Here is a 14,183-nt window from a genome sequence, read left to right as displayed (position 1 = left end):
TTATGTCTAGAATATTGGTTATAGAGGATGAATCGGCCATTCGAAGGGTTTTAGTGAAAATCCTTTCGGAAGAAAATGAAAATTATAAGGTAGCGGAGGCCGAAGATGGATTGATGGGAATGGAAATACTAAAAAAAGACGATTTTGACCTTGTGCTCTGTGATATAAAGATGCCCAAAATGGATGGGGTCGAAGTTTTGGAGGCTGCAAGGAAAATAAAGCCCGAAATTCCCTTTATCATGATTTCCGGCCATGGAGACCTGGATACAGCGGTGAATACCATGAGACTCGGGGCCTTCGATTATATTTCCAAACCGCCAGACCTGAACAGGTTATTGACTACGGTACGCAATGCCTTGGATAGAAAGGATTTGGTATTGGAAAATAAGATACTAAAGAAAAAGGTGGGCAAAAACTATGAAATGATCGGGGATAGCAAGGAAATTTCCGGAATTAAGGAAATAATTGAGAAAGTGGCCCCTACCGATGCCAGAGTCCTTATTACGGGTTCCAATGGTACCGGAAAAGAACTTGTGGCCCATTGGATCCATGAAAAAAGCGAACGAAATGCCCATCCTTTGATAGAGGTCAACTGTGCTGCAATTCCTTCAGAACTAATTGAAAGCGAACTTTTTGGACACGTTAAGGGAGCCTTTACCTCAGCTGTAAAGGACCGGGCCGGTAAATTTGAGGCCGCCAATAATGGTACCATATTTCTGGACGAAATTGGGGATATGAGCCTCTCTGCACAGGCAAAGGTGCTAAGGGCTCTTCAGGAGAACAAGGTAAGCCGGGTTGGATCGGATAAGGATATCAAAGTAGATGTCAGGGTAGTGGCCGCGACCAATAAGGACCTAAAAAAAGAAATAGAAAGCGGTAGGTTCCGCGAGGATCTTTACCATAGGTTGGCCGTAATCCTTATCAAGGTCCCTGCACTAAACGATAGAAGGGATGATATTCCTTTGCTCATTAAGCATTTCTCCGAAAAAATAGCTTCCGAACAGGGAACTGCGCCCAAAACATTTTCGGCAAAGGCCGTTACCTTGTTAAAGGGTTATGATTGGACCGGAAATATTAGGGAGTTGAGAAATGTGGTAGAGCGACTTATTATTCTTGGGGGCAATGAGGTGACCGAGGAAGATGTAAAATCCTTTGCCAGTAAATAGTTGGGAGGGGTTCTAATTTTTTTAATGGATAATCAATTATTTGAACTTCGTTCCAAGTCGAACCCACATTAGCTGGCCTTTGCCATAATAGGGAAGGCTTATCTTGAAATCTAAGGATATTTATAAATTAAGGGGATGAAAAATATCCGGTTGAAATATGGTTTTTGTAGCACTGGCGCCCAGGACCCTAATCCTGACAATTACCCAGCTTTTTAAGGGCATTTGCAGCTATTTCCTTAGTTTTTAAATTGTAATATTTTTTGCCTTCGGAAAGATCTGGTTTCATAAGCTCCTTTTCACAATTTCGGTACACGTTTTGCGTAAATGACTTAGCCTCCTTGCAGTCTACAGTTTCTACCACCTTATCCAACGATTTCCTGAACTTTTCCAAAGCTATATCCACTTTGGTTTCAAGGCTGTTTTTATCCAGCGGATCGTGTAATTCCTTTTCGGCCATTGAGGTCTTGGTATTCATGGCCAGAACATCATTATTGTACCTACTGTTATGGGAGTCGTGATCGTTCAAGGCTTCCAAACCACCCAAAGTATTATCCAAAGCCTTTTTAAGTAATATTTTGACACTTGGCATTGAGGTGGCACCGGTAGCGTTGGTCAAGTTAATGGCACTTTCGTGAATTAGCCCAATGGCATGCTCGCAGCCGCAATCCTCCAATTGGGACTTGGATTTTACTATGGCGTTCAATGCTTTGTAGGCAAAATATTTGGACATGTTAATGTCCTCCGTGGCCAATGCCTTTTCAGTTTGTGATTGGATATAACCAATATTGGAACCTGCATATTCACATGCCTGGTTACCCTTAAAAGATGTAAGGACAAACCCTGCCACAAAATAGACGGTTATAACGGAAAGTCGCATAAAGTAGGTTTTAGTTTGTTGTTATACCGGGAAATATAACCTTGTAAAGGTAAGTTCACCGCTTAGGTTTTCAATAATTTTTTCGATGAAGTACAGATCTGGACCAATTTTTAGACCAACTAATACTTTTTATGGATATATGGATGGTTTTTACTGGGTTTACTTGCCAATTATCGATAAGCCCCCACCTTGGGGATAGTCTGTTTTAATAAATTCCTTATTGGCCTATAAGGGGTCAATGGACTTACGGATATATTAAAGTTTCATTCTTAGTGGACAAACTATACTACTTGGGGGATTATAGTCATATCTTTTAGGTAATCTGAAAAATTTCACATATTTTTTGTTTTTAATTGCTCAACAAGGGAGCATCAAAACTAAATCATGAAGAATATTGAAGTGGCTACTTATAGGGTTGATAGTGAAATTAATTTATCAGTTGTAAATACAAGGGAAGATTTGGGGTCCTCGGATAAAAAATTAAGAAAGGCATTGGAAAGCGTTCGGATAGAGTTGGGGGAGTTTCAGGATACCATGTATGCCCATGCCAAATATAGCGTTCTCATATGCTTACAGGGAATGGATACCGCTGGGAAAGATAGCTTGATCCGGGAAGTGTTTAAAGATTTTAATGTCAGAGGGGTGGTGGTCCATAGTTTTAAGGTGCCAACGGAACTGGAGTTAAAGCACGACTATATCTGGCGACATTATATTTCCCTGCCCGCAAAGGGAAAATTCGGGGTCTTTAACCGCACACATTATGAGAATGTTTTGGTGACCCGGGTACATCCGGAATACATCATGAACGAACATATTCCCGGAATCCATAGTGTTGGGGACATAGATCAAAGTTTTTGGGACAATCGGTTTGAACAAATAAATAATTTTGAACGCCATATTGCGGAAAATGGCACCATCATATTTAAATTTTTTCTGCATTTGTCCAAAGAAGAACAGCGCCAAAGATTATTGCGCAGGTTGGAACTGAAGAAGAAAAACTGGAAGTTTTCCCCTGGCGACCTGAAGGAAAGACTTATTTGGGACCAGTATCAAAAATGTTATGAAGATGCACTTAACAAAACCTCAAAATTACATGCCCCATGGTATGTTATTCCTTCGGACAATAAAAAGGCTGCCCGCTTAATTGTTGCCAGTATTTTAAATGAAGAGTTAAAAAAATACAAAGATATCAGGGAACCGGAACTGGATGATAAAATAAAAGCTAATTTAGAAGCATATAAAAAACAATTGGAAAACGAATGAGGTATTTATTGTTGATATTTTTATTAATTGCAAGCAAGATTGAGGCACAGGACAATGATCAAAAACAAATTAATGAAATATACAATACCGCCCTTAGTAGTGGACGTGGCTATGCTTGGCTGAATTATTTGTCCAACCAGATCGGAGGTAGACTTTCAGGTTCCTTGCAGGCACAGCAAGCCGTAGATTATACAAAAAAAGTTTTGGATTCCATGGGGCTGGACAGCGTTTGGCTCCAGCCGGTCAAAGTTCCAAAGTGGGTAAGGGGCGCACCGGAATTTGCATATATAGAGAGTGATCCCGGGTTAACGAACAATGTTCCCATATGTGCTTTGGGAGGGTCTGTAGCTACTCCTTTTGGAGGTATAAAGGCCGGGGTTGTAGAGGTAGCGGGGATCGAGGGTTTAAAAGTGTTGGGTAAACAAAAAATTCAAGGGAAGATCGTATTTTTTAATAAAGCCATGGATCCCACTAATATTAACCCCTTTATGTCTTATAGTGGTTGTGGGGACCAACGGTATTCAGGTGCGGCAGAGGCGGTAAAATATGGGGCGATAGGGGTTATTGTTAGATCGTTGAACCTTAGATTGGACGATTTCCCCCATACCGGAGCCATGAGTTATGGGGACACCCCAATAGAAAGCAGGATTCCGGCTGCGGCCATAAGTACAAAGGGTGCCGAACTGTTAAGTGCCACTTTGAAGCTTAATCCGAATATAAATTTTTTCTTTAGACAAAATTGTAAAATTTTACCAGATGTAGACTCCTATAATGTAATTGGGGAAATAAAGGGAAGTACCTTTCCAAATGAAATTTTGGTAGTTGGGGGCCATTTGGATTCTTGGGATTTGGGTGATGGGTCGCATGATGATGGTGCCGGATGTGTACAGAGCATGGAGGTGCTAAGGTTACTAAAGGCTACCGGATATAGCCCTAAACGTACCATACGGGTAGTGCTCTTTATGAATGAGGAAAACGGACTTCGCGGAGGAACCACTTATGCGGAACAAGCCTCCAAAAATAATGAAAAGCATATTTTTGCCCTTGAAAGTGATTCAGGGGGGTTTACGCCCCGTGGTTTTTCTTTTGATTGCAATCAGGCCAATTTTGCACAAGTAGAGGATTGGAAACGTTTGTTTGAACCCTATTTGGTACATCTGTTTGTAAAAGGTGGGAGCGGAGCGGATATTGGACCCTTAAAAAATGATAATATTGTATTGGCCGGATTAAGACCTGATAGTCAGAGATATTTTGACCATCACCATTCTGCAAACGATATCTTTACCCATGTAAACAAACGCGAATTGGAACTGGGAGCTGCCTCTATGGCCAGTTTAATCTACCTCTTTGACCAATATGGCATTAAATAGTTGCGGCCTCCGACTACGGTAATAAAACTTGGAGAAAGAAAGTTGGTTGTCAATAGTGCCCAATAAAAGGTTGAATATGTTTTCCAATCTACAAGGCCTTTTATAAACAGAAAACTTATCCTTACCTTTGCGGACTAATTAAAAAACAGCGATATGCAAGACGGAATTTACGCAAAATTCAATACTTCAAAAGGAGAAATACTGGTTAAGCTTACCCATGACAAAACCCCTGGGACCGTGGGCAACTTTGTGGCCTTGGCGGAAGGTAATCTGGAAAATAGTATCAAAGCCCAAGGAAAACCCTATTACGATGGATTAAAATTCCATAGGGTCATTCCTGATTTTATGATTCAAGGCGGCTGTCCCTTGGGAACCGGTACTGGAGACGGGGGGTATAAATTTGATGATGAATTTCATCCAGATCTCACCCATGATGCACCCGGCGTGCTTTCAATGGCCAATGCAGGCCCTGGAACAAACGGAACCCAATTCTTTATTACCCATGTAGCTACTCCTTGGCTGGACAACAAACATACCGTTTTTGGACACGTAGTGGAAGGCCAGGATGTTGTGGATGCCATTAAACAGGGCGATAAAATAGAAAGTTTAACTATAGAAAGAGTGGGTGCGGAAGCCGATAAATGGAATGCAGTAGAAGCCTTTAGGACTTTTGAGGGGTCAAGGGAAAAAAGACTTGCCGAGGAGAAGAAAAAAATGGCCGCTGAACTGGATAAGGTGGCCGCAGGTTTTAACGAAACGGAAAGCGGACTTAGATATAAAATTGTTCAAGAGGGAAAGGGAGCCAAATCTGTAAGCGGAAAGAATGTATCGGTTCATTATGAAGGATCATTATTGAACGGTCAGGTTTTCGATTCTTCCTATAAAAGGAAGGAACCAATTAGTTTTCAATTGGGTGTTGGCCAGGTAATTCCGGGTTGGGACGAAGGCATAGGGCTATTGAAGGTTGGAGACAAGGCCAGGTTTGTAATTCCTTCCAATTTGGCCTATGGAAGTGCAGGTGCAGGAGGGGTTATTCCACCAAATGCCACCCTAATATTCGACGTTGAGTTAATGGGGATAGGATAACACCCCAATTTTCATAAAAAAAGCCCTAATTTCTTAGGGCTTTTTTACAATAAGTTTAAATGAGCTCATAATAAAGTTAAGCCGGAAACGGTAAATTCAAAACTGCATTTTACCTTTTGGTCCTGTTTAGACTTAACACTAAAAGGGCAATGTTTATTACCAATAAAGACAGAAGTATGGTGAAAAAAGTAATCATGCTAAAGATGTTTATAATGGTGTATATTCCGTGTTTTGAATAGAAGATGGAAAAAAAGGGAAAGGTTGCGTTAAAAAGATAAATATTATCTTTTTAAGGGAAAATTCTTATAATATGGAAATTGAAAGGAAGTAGTTGAAAATATAAGGCGGCAGGTTATAAATATCCGGTTAAAGGTTAAAGCCCTTCTTTGCCAGCCAGGTCTTTAATTTCATTGCTACCGATGCTTATCCGGTAATCTTTGGGTATCCACAGTTGGCAAAAGGCAGTGGGCAGCGTTCAGTAAACAGTTCAGTAGGCAAATTTTTGTCATTGTGTTGCTTATAGCATACATACCATCCACTCCTTGACAAGGAATCCCATTCCGTTCCAAAAACCCTGCCAAGTTCATTGCTCCCGATAGCTATCGGGATTATTTTCGTCAGCCATAGTCCAATAAAAAAACCCATCCGTTAGGATGGGCTCTATCTTCTAAAAAAAATTGTACCGTAACTATTAAATCACTTTTACATTTACTGCGTTCAATCCTTTTTTACCTTGTTGTAATTCAAATTCTACAACATCACCTTCACGAATCTCATCGATTAAACCGGAAATGTGTACAAAGTGATCTTCGCTTGAGCCATCTTCAGTGATAAATCCGAAACCTTTGGAATCATTGAAGAATTTTACTGTTCCTTTATTCATTATAAAAAATTAAAAAAATTAAATTAGCCGACAAGATAAGGCTTTATAATTTAACTGCATGATTTTTTGATAGTTATATTTTTTTGGGATATCTGTTCAATATTGGAAAAGGAGTTTAATGCCTAATATACTGTGTCTTAATGCTCTTGGGATAAATTTTTATGCATTTTCTTTCTTCAAAAACTCCAAGCGGGTGCATTTTTTTGAAGTTCCCCTGTTTTAGTCATAATACGATAATGGCCAATTGGCTGTAACAAAAAATTAAAGGTTGGGCTGCGGGGTCATTCTTAAATATGGCTTGATTTCCTCTACACCTTTGGTGAATATTTTTTTGGCATCCTCAGTGTTTATGGCCGGACTAATAACGACCCTATCACCATTTTCCCAGTTTGCGGGCGTGGCTACTTTGTGGTAAGCGGTTAGCTGTAAGGAATCTATTACCCTAAGCAATTCGTGAAAATTACGGCCGGTAGATGCAGGATAAGTGATTATGAGTTTTACCGTTTTGTCCGGAGCTATGATATAGACCGATCGCACGGTCAAACTGTCGTTCGCATTTGGGTGTATCATATCGTACAGGGTAGAAACTTTTTTGTCGTCGTCGGCAATAATGGGAAAATTAACAGTGGTATGCTGTGTCTCGTTGATATCTTTGATCCATTCCCCATGGGATGCCACTCCATCAACGCTTAGTGCCAGCATTTTTACGTTTCTCTTGTCGAACTCACCTTTAAATTTTGCAGCAGTTCCCAACTCGGTTGTACAAACCGGGGTGAAATCTGCCGGATGTGAAAATAAAATTCCCCAACCATCACCTAAATAATCATATAAATTGATCATTCCCATTGAACTATCTGCTGTAAAATCAGGGGCTATGTCGCCCAATCGTATTGTTGCCATATTTGAGTGTTTAAATTAAACAATGTTTATCCTATAAAATTAGTAGATTATATTGGAACCCACTTTTTTAAAAGGTTAAAAATGTATTAAAATTTAACAAAAATTCAAAGTTTAATTAGGTTTAAAGTTTCAAGTTAAAAATAGATTTCATTGCCTTATGCCTGTTGCTTAGGGCTTATCGCTTACGGCCAACTTATCCTCCAACTTTAAAGTTCAAGGTTTCAAAGTTTAAAGTTAAAATGTGAATTTCATGACTGCACATTGCCCATTACCCAATTCTTCTTTAATTTTATGCTCGGGAAAATATAATAAAATGGAAGAAAGAACCTTGGAAGAATTAAAATATCCTATTGGCCATTTCGTATATACCAAAACGGTCAGTGATCTGACCCTGTCCGATTGGATTTCCGAATTGGAGGCATTGCCTACCCGTTTGGAGGCCTTGGTTGTTCATCTGGGCGACGAACAGCTAAATACACCCTATCGACCTGGGGGTTGGACCGTTAGGCAGGTAGTGCATCATATTGCAGATAGCCACCATCATAGTTATACCAGGTTTAAATGGGCTTTGACAGAGGATAGGCCTATGATAAAAGCGTATGATGAGAAGGAATGGAGCAACCTACTTGATGCCAATAATTCGCCGATAACCCTTTCCTTACACTACATAAAGGCATTACACGCAAAATTGGTATATCTTTTAAAAGGATTGTCCAAGGAAGATTTGGAGAGGGTATATATCCATCCCGATGGCGATGTAGCGGTAAGCCTTATGGAAAATATTGGAAAATACGCTTGGCACGGCAATCATCATTTGGCCCATATTAAAGGAGTTTTGGACCGTAATGGTTGGAATTGCCCATAACTGTTTAGGAACGATTTATAGGATGGGCAATGGGTTTCCTTTAGGGCTTGTTAACACTACAAACTCAAAGCGACTTTTGAATTTATTTTTTGCTTCTATAAATTATTTTTTCCACTTAATATTGCAACCCATACTCGGTTTTTGTATTTCTATTATTCCGTTTCCGGAAAGAAGGGCATCCATGGCCGTTTTTAGGTCTTCCCCGGTAACGGGGATGCCGTTTCCTGGACGGGAGTTGTCAAACTGCCCTCTATATACCAGCTTTAAATCGGCATCGAATAAGTAGAAGTCGGGGGTACAGGCAGCATCATATGATTTGGCCACCTCTTGGCTTTCATCGTACAGATAAGGAAAGGAATACTTTTGTTCCCTACTTATCAGTTTCATTAAATGCGGTGCATCCTGGGGATAGTTTTCTACATCGTTGCTGGAAATGGCTACAAATGAAATATCTTTAGGTTGATATTCCTTTGCAGTTTTAACGATTTCAGCATTCAAATGCCTAACAAAAGGGCAGTGGTTGCAAATGAACATTATTACGGTACCTTTGTCCCCTTTTAAGATCTGTAAGCTTTTTTGCTGGTCCGAAGTGGTGTCCAACAGTTCAAAGGGAGGAGCTATTGTTCGCAAGGGAAGCATGTTACTGGGTGTATTGGCCATGATTGTAAGGTTTAAAAAATAAATATTGTACAAAGTTATAGGAAAGGGTAGATACTTGTAAGCGAATCGGGAATTAGTTAAGTAGCATTAAAACGAAAATTGTTGAAAAAGGTTAATGCACCTGAAATTTTAAAGAAGGCCATATAGTTGATAAATATAGAATTGTTGGATGAACGAAAATATTAGTTGGACCGATTTTTCCAAAATAGATATGCGGGTAGGCACCATTATTGAAATTAAGGATTTCCCCGAAGCCAGGAAACCTGCCTATCAGTTACATGTCGATTTTGGAAAGAAGATAGGGGTCAGGAAAACATCGGCCCAAATTACACAAAGGTATTCCAAAGATGAACTCTTGGGGAAGCAGGTAATTGCAGTGGTCAACTTTCCAAAAAAGCAAATTGCAAACTTTATGAGCGAATGTCTAATTTTAGGAGCTGTTGACGGTTCCGATGTAATATTGTTGCGCCCTGAAGACGAAGTGGACAACGGACTTAAAATTTCATAATTACTCCCTATGGAACAATTCATATACCCCTTATTGAACGATCGCCCAAGAGTTTAATGTGGGTAAAATAAAAACGGCCCCTATGGTAAGGGACCGTTGTGTTTTTAAGAAGGGAAGAAGATCAAATATCGTCAAAACTTAGGTCTGTAAAACTATCTGTGGAACTGATGGATCCATTTTCCTCAGCATCTTCCTTTTTAAAATCTTTTTGGTGACGTTCGGAAATAACTTCTGAACCTTTTTCATCGATAATATAATCCATCATCTCGTCCAAATTCTCCTTAAAGGCGGTAAAGTCTTCTTTGTATAAATATATTTTATGTTTTTTATAATGAAAGGAACCATCATCATGGGTAAACTTCTTGCTTTCGGTAACCGTCAGGTAATAATCTCCTGCCTTTGTGCTTCTAACATCGAAAAAATAAGTTCTTCTTCCTGCTCTTAAAACTTTTGAATAAATTTCTTCTTGGTCCATTAAATCTTTATCGCTCATTTCGTCTTGTGTATAGTTAATTTTTCATCTGTTTATATTTATTGCTTTTTATCGGTCAGACCTGCCCGACTTCTTCATTCCCGTCCTTACCGGAACGGGCGGACAGGCGGGTGTAATTACTCACATCTTTTCTATCATTACTGAGTTCGTGAACCTTCGGTTTCGCCCTTAGACATTTCGTCCCGATAATTATCGGAATGTATCAACATTTATGTCATGGCTCATTTCATGGTATTTATCTGTCAAAAGTGGAAAAAAAAACCTAATATAACAACATTTTTCTATTTTTCTTTCTCAGAAAGTTGGTTCATATAAAGCTCCTTGTAGTATCCTGTTACAGTATTTAATTCTTCATGTGTGCCTTGCTGTATTAATTTCCCATCTTCCAAAACTAAAATTTTGTCCGCATTTTTTGCTGATGAAACCCTGTGGCTTACGATGAGGGTAGTCTTGTTTTTGGATTCTTTTTTCAGTTGGTTCAAAATCTCTTCTTCCGTTTCGGTATCAACAGCAGAGAGACAATCGTCGAAAAGGTAGATCTGAGGGTCCTTAAGGAGGGCGCGTGCAATGGAAACCCGTTGTTTTTGTCCCCCACTCAGGGTGATACCCCTTTCTCCTAAAATAGTCTCATACTGCTTGTTAAAGCCCATAATATTTTCATGCACTACTGCTTTCTTGGCTACGGCAATAATTTCCTCATCCGTTGAGTTTTCCTTTCCAAACTTGATATTGTTCTTAATGGTATCGGAAAAAAGGAAAGCATCCTGGGGTACCGCCCCTATGGATTGTCTTAGGCTTTGCAGGTTTAGTTGCTTAATGGGAATATCATCTATCAAAATTTCTCCGGAGTCTATATCGTACAGACGGGCGATTAGATCCAATATAGTCGATTTTCCAGACCCTGTTTTTCCCAATATGGCAACCGTTTCCCCCTTGTTTATGGTGAAGGATATCTTGTTCAGGGCGGTAATGTTGGTATCCTCGTAGGTGAAGGTTACATTCCTAAATTCGATTTTTCCATTTATAGGGGTTTTATCCTTAATCGTACTTGTTATATTGGGTTCTTCCTTTAAAAATTCATTTATCCTCTTTTGGGAGGCCTCCGCCCGCTGTACTATGGAGGTAACCCAACCTACAACGGCTACCGGCCAGGTAAGCATGTTTACATATAGGATAAACTCGGCAATAATCCCGATCGACGCTATTTCCCCATCTATATATTGCTTGCCGCCAACGTAGATGACGAAAATATTGCTGATTCCGATCAATAGGATCATCAGTGGGAAGAACCAGGCATTTACCTTGGCCAGATCCATACTTTTATTTTTTCCTTCCAATGCCAGGTTTTGTAGTTCGGTATTTACCTTGGGTTCCAGGGCATATGCCTTTATGACCGAAATTCCTGAAAAGGACTCTTGGGTAAAGGTGGATAGGGTGGACAAAAATTCCTGTACGATGGTACTGCGGGTGTGGATTATTTTACTGATCTGATAGATCAATACAGAAAGAATAGGTAATGGCAATAATGCATAGAGTGCCAGGACAGGGGCTTTTATAAACATTAACGGGACCAGGCAAACAAAAAGGGTGAGGGTTTGAATGCCGTACATAATGGCAGGTCCACCATATAACCTTACCTGATTTACATCTTCGCTTATCCTGTTCATTAAATCTCCTGTCCTATTTTTTTTGTAAAAATTAAGGCTCAATAGTTGATAATGATCAAATACCTCATTCTTTAAATCATACTCAATGTACCGGGAAACATTAATAATCGTCTGCCTCATCAGAAATGTAAAAAACCCGGACAACAGTGCTGCTCCAACTATTATCAAAATATACTCAAATAGCATTTCTTTAGCTTCGGCCTTTAGAATATCGTTACCGATAAAGCCTTCAACCACTTCAATGGATTTTTTTACATAAGAAGGCATGACCAATTGAAAGATACGGGCTATCATGGTAATCAATATGCCAACAAGGAGCTTAAATCGGTATTTCCTAAAATATTTATTTAGATGTTGAAGTTCTTTCATTGGATATGAAACAGAAATTGCAGGAATTTGGATTACAATTTGGCAAAGATAGTTTTTTGGATCTAAACCAAATGTTATAAAACACATAAGATAATACCCTTTAAGGTAGTTAGGATTATAAAATATAATCCTATTTTTGTACCCGAATTTATTTATTTTACTAAAGTTCTTTAAAAATGCTTACAAGAAGGCACATTAGGGTTAAAGTTATGCAATGTATTTATGCATTGACGCAATCGAAGGATGATTCCCTTGAAAAACAGGAGAAATTTTTAAAAGTAAGCATAGAGAACATGTACACACTTTACCTGTTAATGCTGAGTCTTTTCATTGAGTTACATGAAAGGGCGGAGAATCAGATAAGCCTATCCTCTAAAAAATATCTAAAGAACAACACGGATTCCTATCCCAATAAGGAAAAATTTCTAGGCAATAAGCTTTTGCAACAAATTGCCGGAAACAAGTTGTTAAAGGATGAATTGTCCAAAAGAAAACTGAACAACTGGTATTTGAACGAGGAGTACATCAAGATAATTTACAAGGAGGTTATGGAAAGCGATATATATGCCAAATATATGTCCAATGCCGAGACCAACTATGAGGAGGACAAAAGGCTTGTCATCGATTTGTTCAGGGATATAATTGCGCCCAACGAAAAGATTTACGATTATTTTGAGGATGACAAATTAACTTGGGTAGATGATATACCCATTGTAAATACCTTTCTTTTAAAGCAGTTTAAAAAAGTTAAGGAAAATACTGTCCCATCTTACTTTTTACCGCCTCTTTTTAAAGATGATGACGATATGGTATATGCCAATAGACTTCTTACAAAAACTTTGTTGAACAATTCCAAATTGGAAATGGAAATTGAAGGCAAAACGCCCAATTGGGATAAGGATCGAATTGCTGATATCGATGCCATCCTCTTAAAAATGGCCATTTGCGAACTACTCAATTTCCCATCCATACCGGAAAGGGTCACTATAAACGAGTTTTTGGAAATTGCCAAGGAATACTCCACCCCCAAGAGCAGCATCTTTATAAATGGGATATTGGACAAGCTGGTGAGGGAATATAAGGAGGAAGGCAAGCTAAAAAAAGTAGGTAGGGGTTTGTTATAAACAAATATTCCTTAATTTTACGCAAACTATAATTAAATAGGATTCAATGGGCCATAGTAATTCTTTGAGTCTACCAAAATGAGAAATGGCGAATTGTATCCGACTCCTTAATTAAAAATAATAAATCTATGAAAAGAGTATTTTTGACCTTAAGCTTCATTGCTGTTCTTGCCTTCTCTTCCTGTAAGGAAAAGGCCTCCAGTAAAATTGAAGCCTCCAATGTAGAAGTTGCAGCCGAGAGGGATGCCGCCGCAAAAAGTCTTCCCGTTATGGAATTCGATAAAACAGAGCACGATTTTGGATCGATAGATCAAAATACCCCCCAGGAAACTATTTTTACATTTACCAATACAGGTGATGCCCCATTGATCATTACCGATGCCAAGAGCAGCTGTGGTTGTACCATCCCGGAATATCCAAAAAACACTCCGATAGCACCTGGTGAAAAAGGGGAACTGTTGGTAAAATTTAACGGTTCGGGACAAAATCAGGTCACTAAGAACATAACTGTTACCGCCAATACCAGTAAAGGAACCGAAACACTTAGAATAAAGGCATTTGTAACACCAAAAGGAGCGGGCCCCGTAGGTCCTGTAAAATAAGTACATGAAATTATGTTAGAACAATATCCATATCTTCCACTGATATTAATGTTTGTAGTGGTCTATTTTTTTATGATCGCACCACAAAGAAAACGTCAAAAACAAGAGAAGAAATTTACCGAAGAATTAAAAAGGGGAGATAAAGTGGTTACCAAGAGCGGGATGCACGGAAAAATAGTCGATTTAAACGATAATGATTTTTCTTGTGTGATAGAAACCATGGCCGGGAAAATAAAGTTTGACCGTACTGCCATATCGATGGAGATGAGTAAAAAAGTAAATGCACCTGAAAAAAAATAATTTTTCCCTGACCTAATAAAAAAGCACCAACCCCAAGTTGGTGCTTTTTT

General features: G+C 39.1%; 15 protein-coding genes. 9 read left to right on the top strand and 6 right to left on the bottom strand.

What is annotated here, in order from left to right; translation table 11 throughout:
• Positions 1 to 2: 2 nt before the first annotated feature.
• Positions 3 to 1,166 carry a sigma-54 dependent transcriptional regulator gene (locus D0S24_RS19280; RefSeq protein WP_117021469.1) on the top strand — a complete coding sequence of 388 codons (1,164 nt, stop codon included), beginning with the start codon at positions 3 to 5 and terminating at the stop codon, positions 1,164 to 1,166.
• A 187-nt stretch (positions 1,167 to 1,353) separates the two neighbouring features.
• On the opposite strand, the gene D0S24_RS19275 is transcribed toward D0S24_RS19280, so the two are convergent.
• The gene (locus tag D0S24_RS19275; protein ID WP_117021468.1) at positions 1,354 to 2,043 is read right to left on the bottom strand and encodes a hypothetical protein; all 690 of its coding nucleotides are present in this window, start codon (positions 2,041 to 2,043) and stop codon (positions 1,354 to 1,356) included.
• 384 nt (positions 2,044 to 2,427) lie between these two features.
• Between D0S24_RS19275 and D0S24_RS19270 the strand changes: the two genes are divergently transcribed.
• The 3 genes from D0S24_RS19270 to D0S24_RS19260 all read left to right on the top strand — a co-directional run bounded on the left by D0S24_RS19270 (position 2,428) and on the right by D0S24_RS19260 (position 5,762).
• Complete coding sequence (locus tag D0S24_RS19270) at positions 2,428 to 3,306, top strand: PPK2 family polyphosphate kinase (protein ID WP_117021467.1); 879 nt, start codon at positions 2,428 to 2,430, stop codon at positions 3,304 to 3,306.
• Positions 3,303 to 4,676 carry a M20/M25/M40 family metallo-hydrolase gene (locus D0S24_RS19265; protein ID WP_117021466.1) on the top strand — a complete coding sequence of 458 codons (1,374 nt, stop codon included), beginning with the start codon at positions 3,303 to 3,305 and terminating at the stop codon, positions 4,674 to 4,676. The genes D0S24_RS19270 and D0S24_RS19265 overlap by 4 nt, the downstream gene beginning before the upstream one ends.
• A gap of 153 nt (positions 4,677 to 4,829) precedes the next feature.
• On the top strand, positions 4,830 to 5,762 hold the full coding sequence (locus tag D0S24_RS19260; RefSeq protein WP_117021465.1) for a peptidylprolyl isomerase: 933 nt from the start codon (positions 4,830 to 4,832) through the stop codon (positions 5,760 to 5,762).
• 691 nt (positions 5,763 to 6,453) lie between these two features.
• Here the strand turns inward: D0S24_RS19260 and D0S24_RS19250 are convergent.
• Positions 6,454 to 6,645 carry a cold-shock protein gene (locus D0S24_RS19250; protein WP_103442091.1) on the bottom strand — a complete coding sequence of 64 codons (192 nt, stop codon included), beginning with the start codon at positions 6,643 to 6,645 and terminating at the stop codon, positions 6,454 to 6,456.
• A gap of 261 nt (positions 6,646 to 6,906) precedes the next feature.
• Positions 6,907 to 7,545, bottom strand: a complete 639-nt coding sequence (locus D0S24_RS19245; protein WP_117021463.1) for a peroxiredoxin — start codon at positions 7,543 to 7,545, stop codon at positions 6,907 to 6,909.
• Between the two features lie 313 nt (positions 7,546 to 7,858).
• Here D0S24_RS19245 and D0S24_RS19240 point away from each other — a divergent pair, with 313 nt between their 5' ends.
• Positions 7,859 to 8,410 carry a YfiT family bacillithiol transferase gene (locus D0S24_RS19240; protein ID WP_117021462.1) on the top strand — a complete coding sequence of 184 codons (552 nt, stop codon included), beginning with the start codon at positions 7,859 to 7,861 and terminating at the stop codon, positions 8,408 to 8,410.
• Between the two features lie 102 nt (positions 8,411 to 8,512).
• Here D0S24_RS19240 and D0S24_RS19235 read toward each other — a convergent pair whose 3' ends face one another.
• Positions 8,513 to 9,070 carry a thioredoxin family protein gene (locus D0S24_RS19235; protein WP_117021461.1) on the bottom strand — a complete coding sequence of 186 codons (558 nt, stop codon included), beginning with the start codon at positions 9,068 to 9,070 and terminating at the stop codon, positions 8,513 to 8,515.
• Between the two features lie 169 nt (positions 9,071 to 9,239).
• Between D0S24_RS19235 and D0S24_RS19230 the strand changes: the two genes are divergently transcribed.
• On the top strand, positions 9,240 to 9,578 hold the full coding sequence (locus tag D0S24_RS19230) for a tRNA-binding protein (protein ID WP_117021460.1): 339 nt from the start codon (positions 9,240 to 9,242) through the stop codon (positions 9,576 to 9,578).
• A 121-nt stretch (positions 9,579 to 9,699) separates the two neighbouring features.
• On the opposite strand, the gene D0S24_RS19225 is transcribed toward D0S24_RS19230, so the two are convergent.
• Both D0S24_RS19225 and D0S24_RS19220 read right to left on the bottom strand, forming a co-directional pair.
• Positions 9,700 to 10,071, bottom strand: a complete 372-nt coding sequence (locus tag D0S24_RS19225) for a PUR family DNA/RNA-binding protein (RefSeq protein WP_117021459.1) — start codon at positions 10,069 to 10,071, stop codon at positions 9,700 to 9,702.
• Between the two features lie 281 nt (positions 10,072 to 10,352).
• Positions 10,353 to 12,107, bottom strand: coding sequence for an ABC transporter ATP-binding protein (locus tag D0S24_RS19220; protein ID WP_117021458.1), 1,755 nt, complete (start codon positions 12,105 to 12,107; stop codon positions 10,353 to 10,355).
• Between the two features lie 176 nt (positions 12,108 to 12,283).
• On the opposite strand from D0S24_RS19220, the gene nusB reads away from it, so the two are divergent.
• The 3 genes from nusB to yajC all read left to right on the top strand — a co-directional run bounded on the left by nusB (position 12,284) and on the right by yajC (position 14,133).
• Entirely contained in the window at positions 12,284 to 13,231 is a 948-nt protein-coding gene (gene nusB, locus D0S24_RS19215) for a transcription antitermination factor NusB (RefSeq protein ID WP_117021457.1), read from the top strand.
• 128 nt (positions 13,232 to 13,359) lie between these two features.
• A complete protein-coding gene (locus tag D0S24_RS19210) occupies positions 13,360 to 13,833 on the top strand; it encodes a DUF1573 domain-containing protein (RefSeq protein ID WP_117021456.1) in 474 nt (157 codons plus the stop codon).
• 12 nt (positions 13,834 to 13,845) lie between these two features.
• Positions 13,846 to 14,133, top strand: coding sequence for a preprotein translocase subunit YajC (yajC, locus tag D0S24_RS19205; protein WP_117021455.1), 288 nt, complete (start codon positions 13,846 to 13,848; stop codon positions 14,131 to 14,133).
• Positions 14,134 to 14,183 lie beyond the last annotated feature (50 nt).

This window comes from Arenibacter sp. P308M17, assembly GCF_003426735.1.
GTDB lineage: Bacteria > Bacteroidota > Bacteroidia > Flavobacteriales > Flavobacteriaceae > Arenibacter.
Note: the sequence above shows the minus strand (reverse complement) of the source record. Positions and strands in the feature narration are given on the sequence as shown.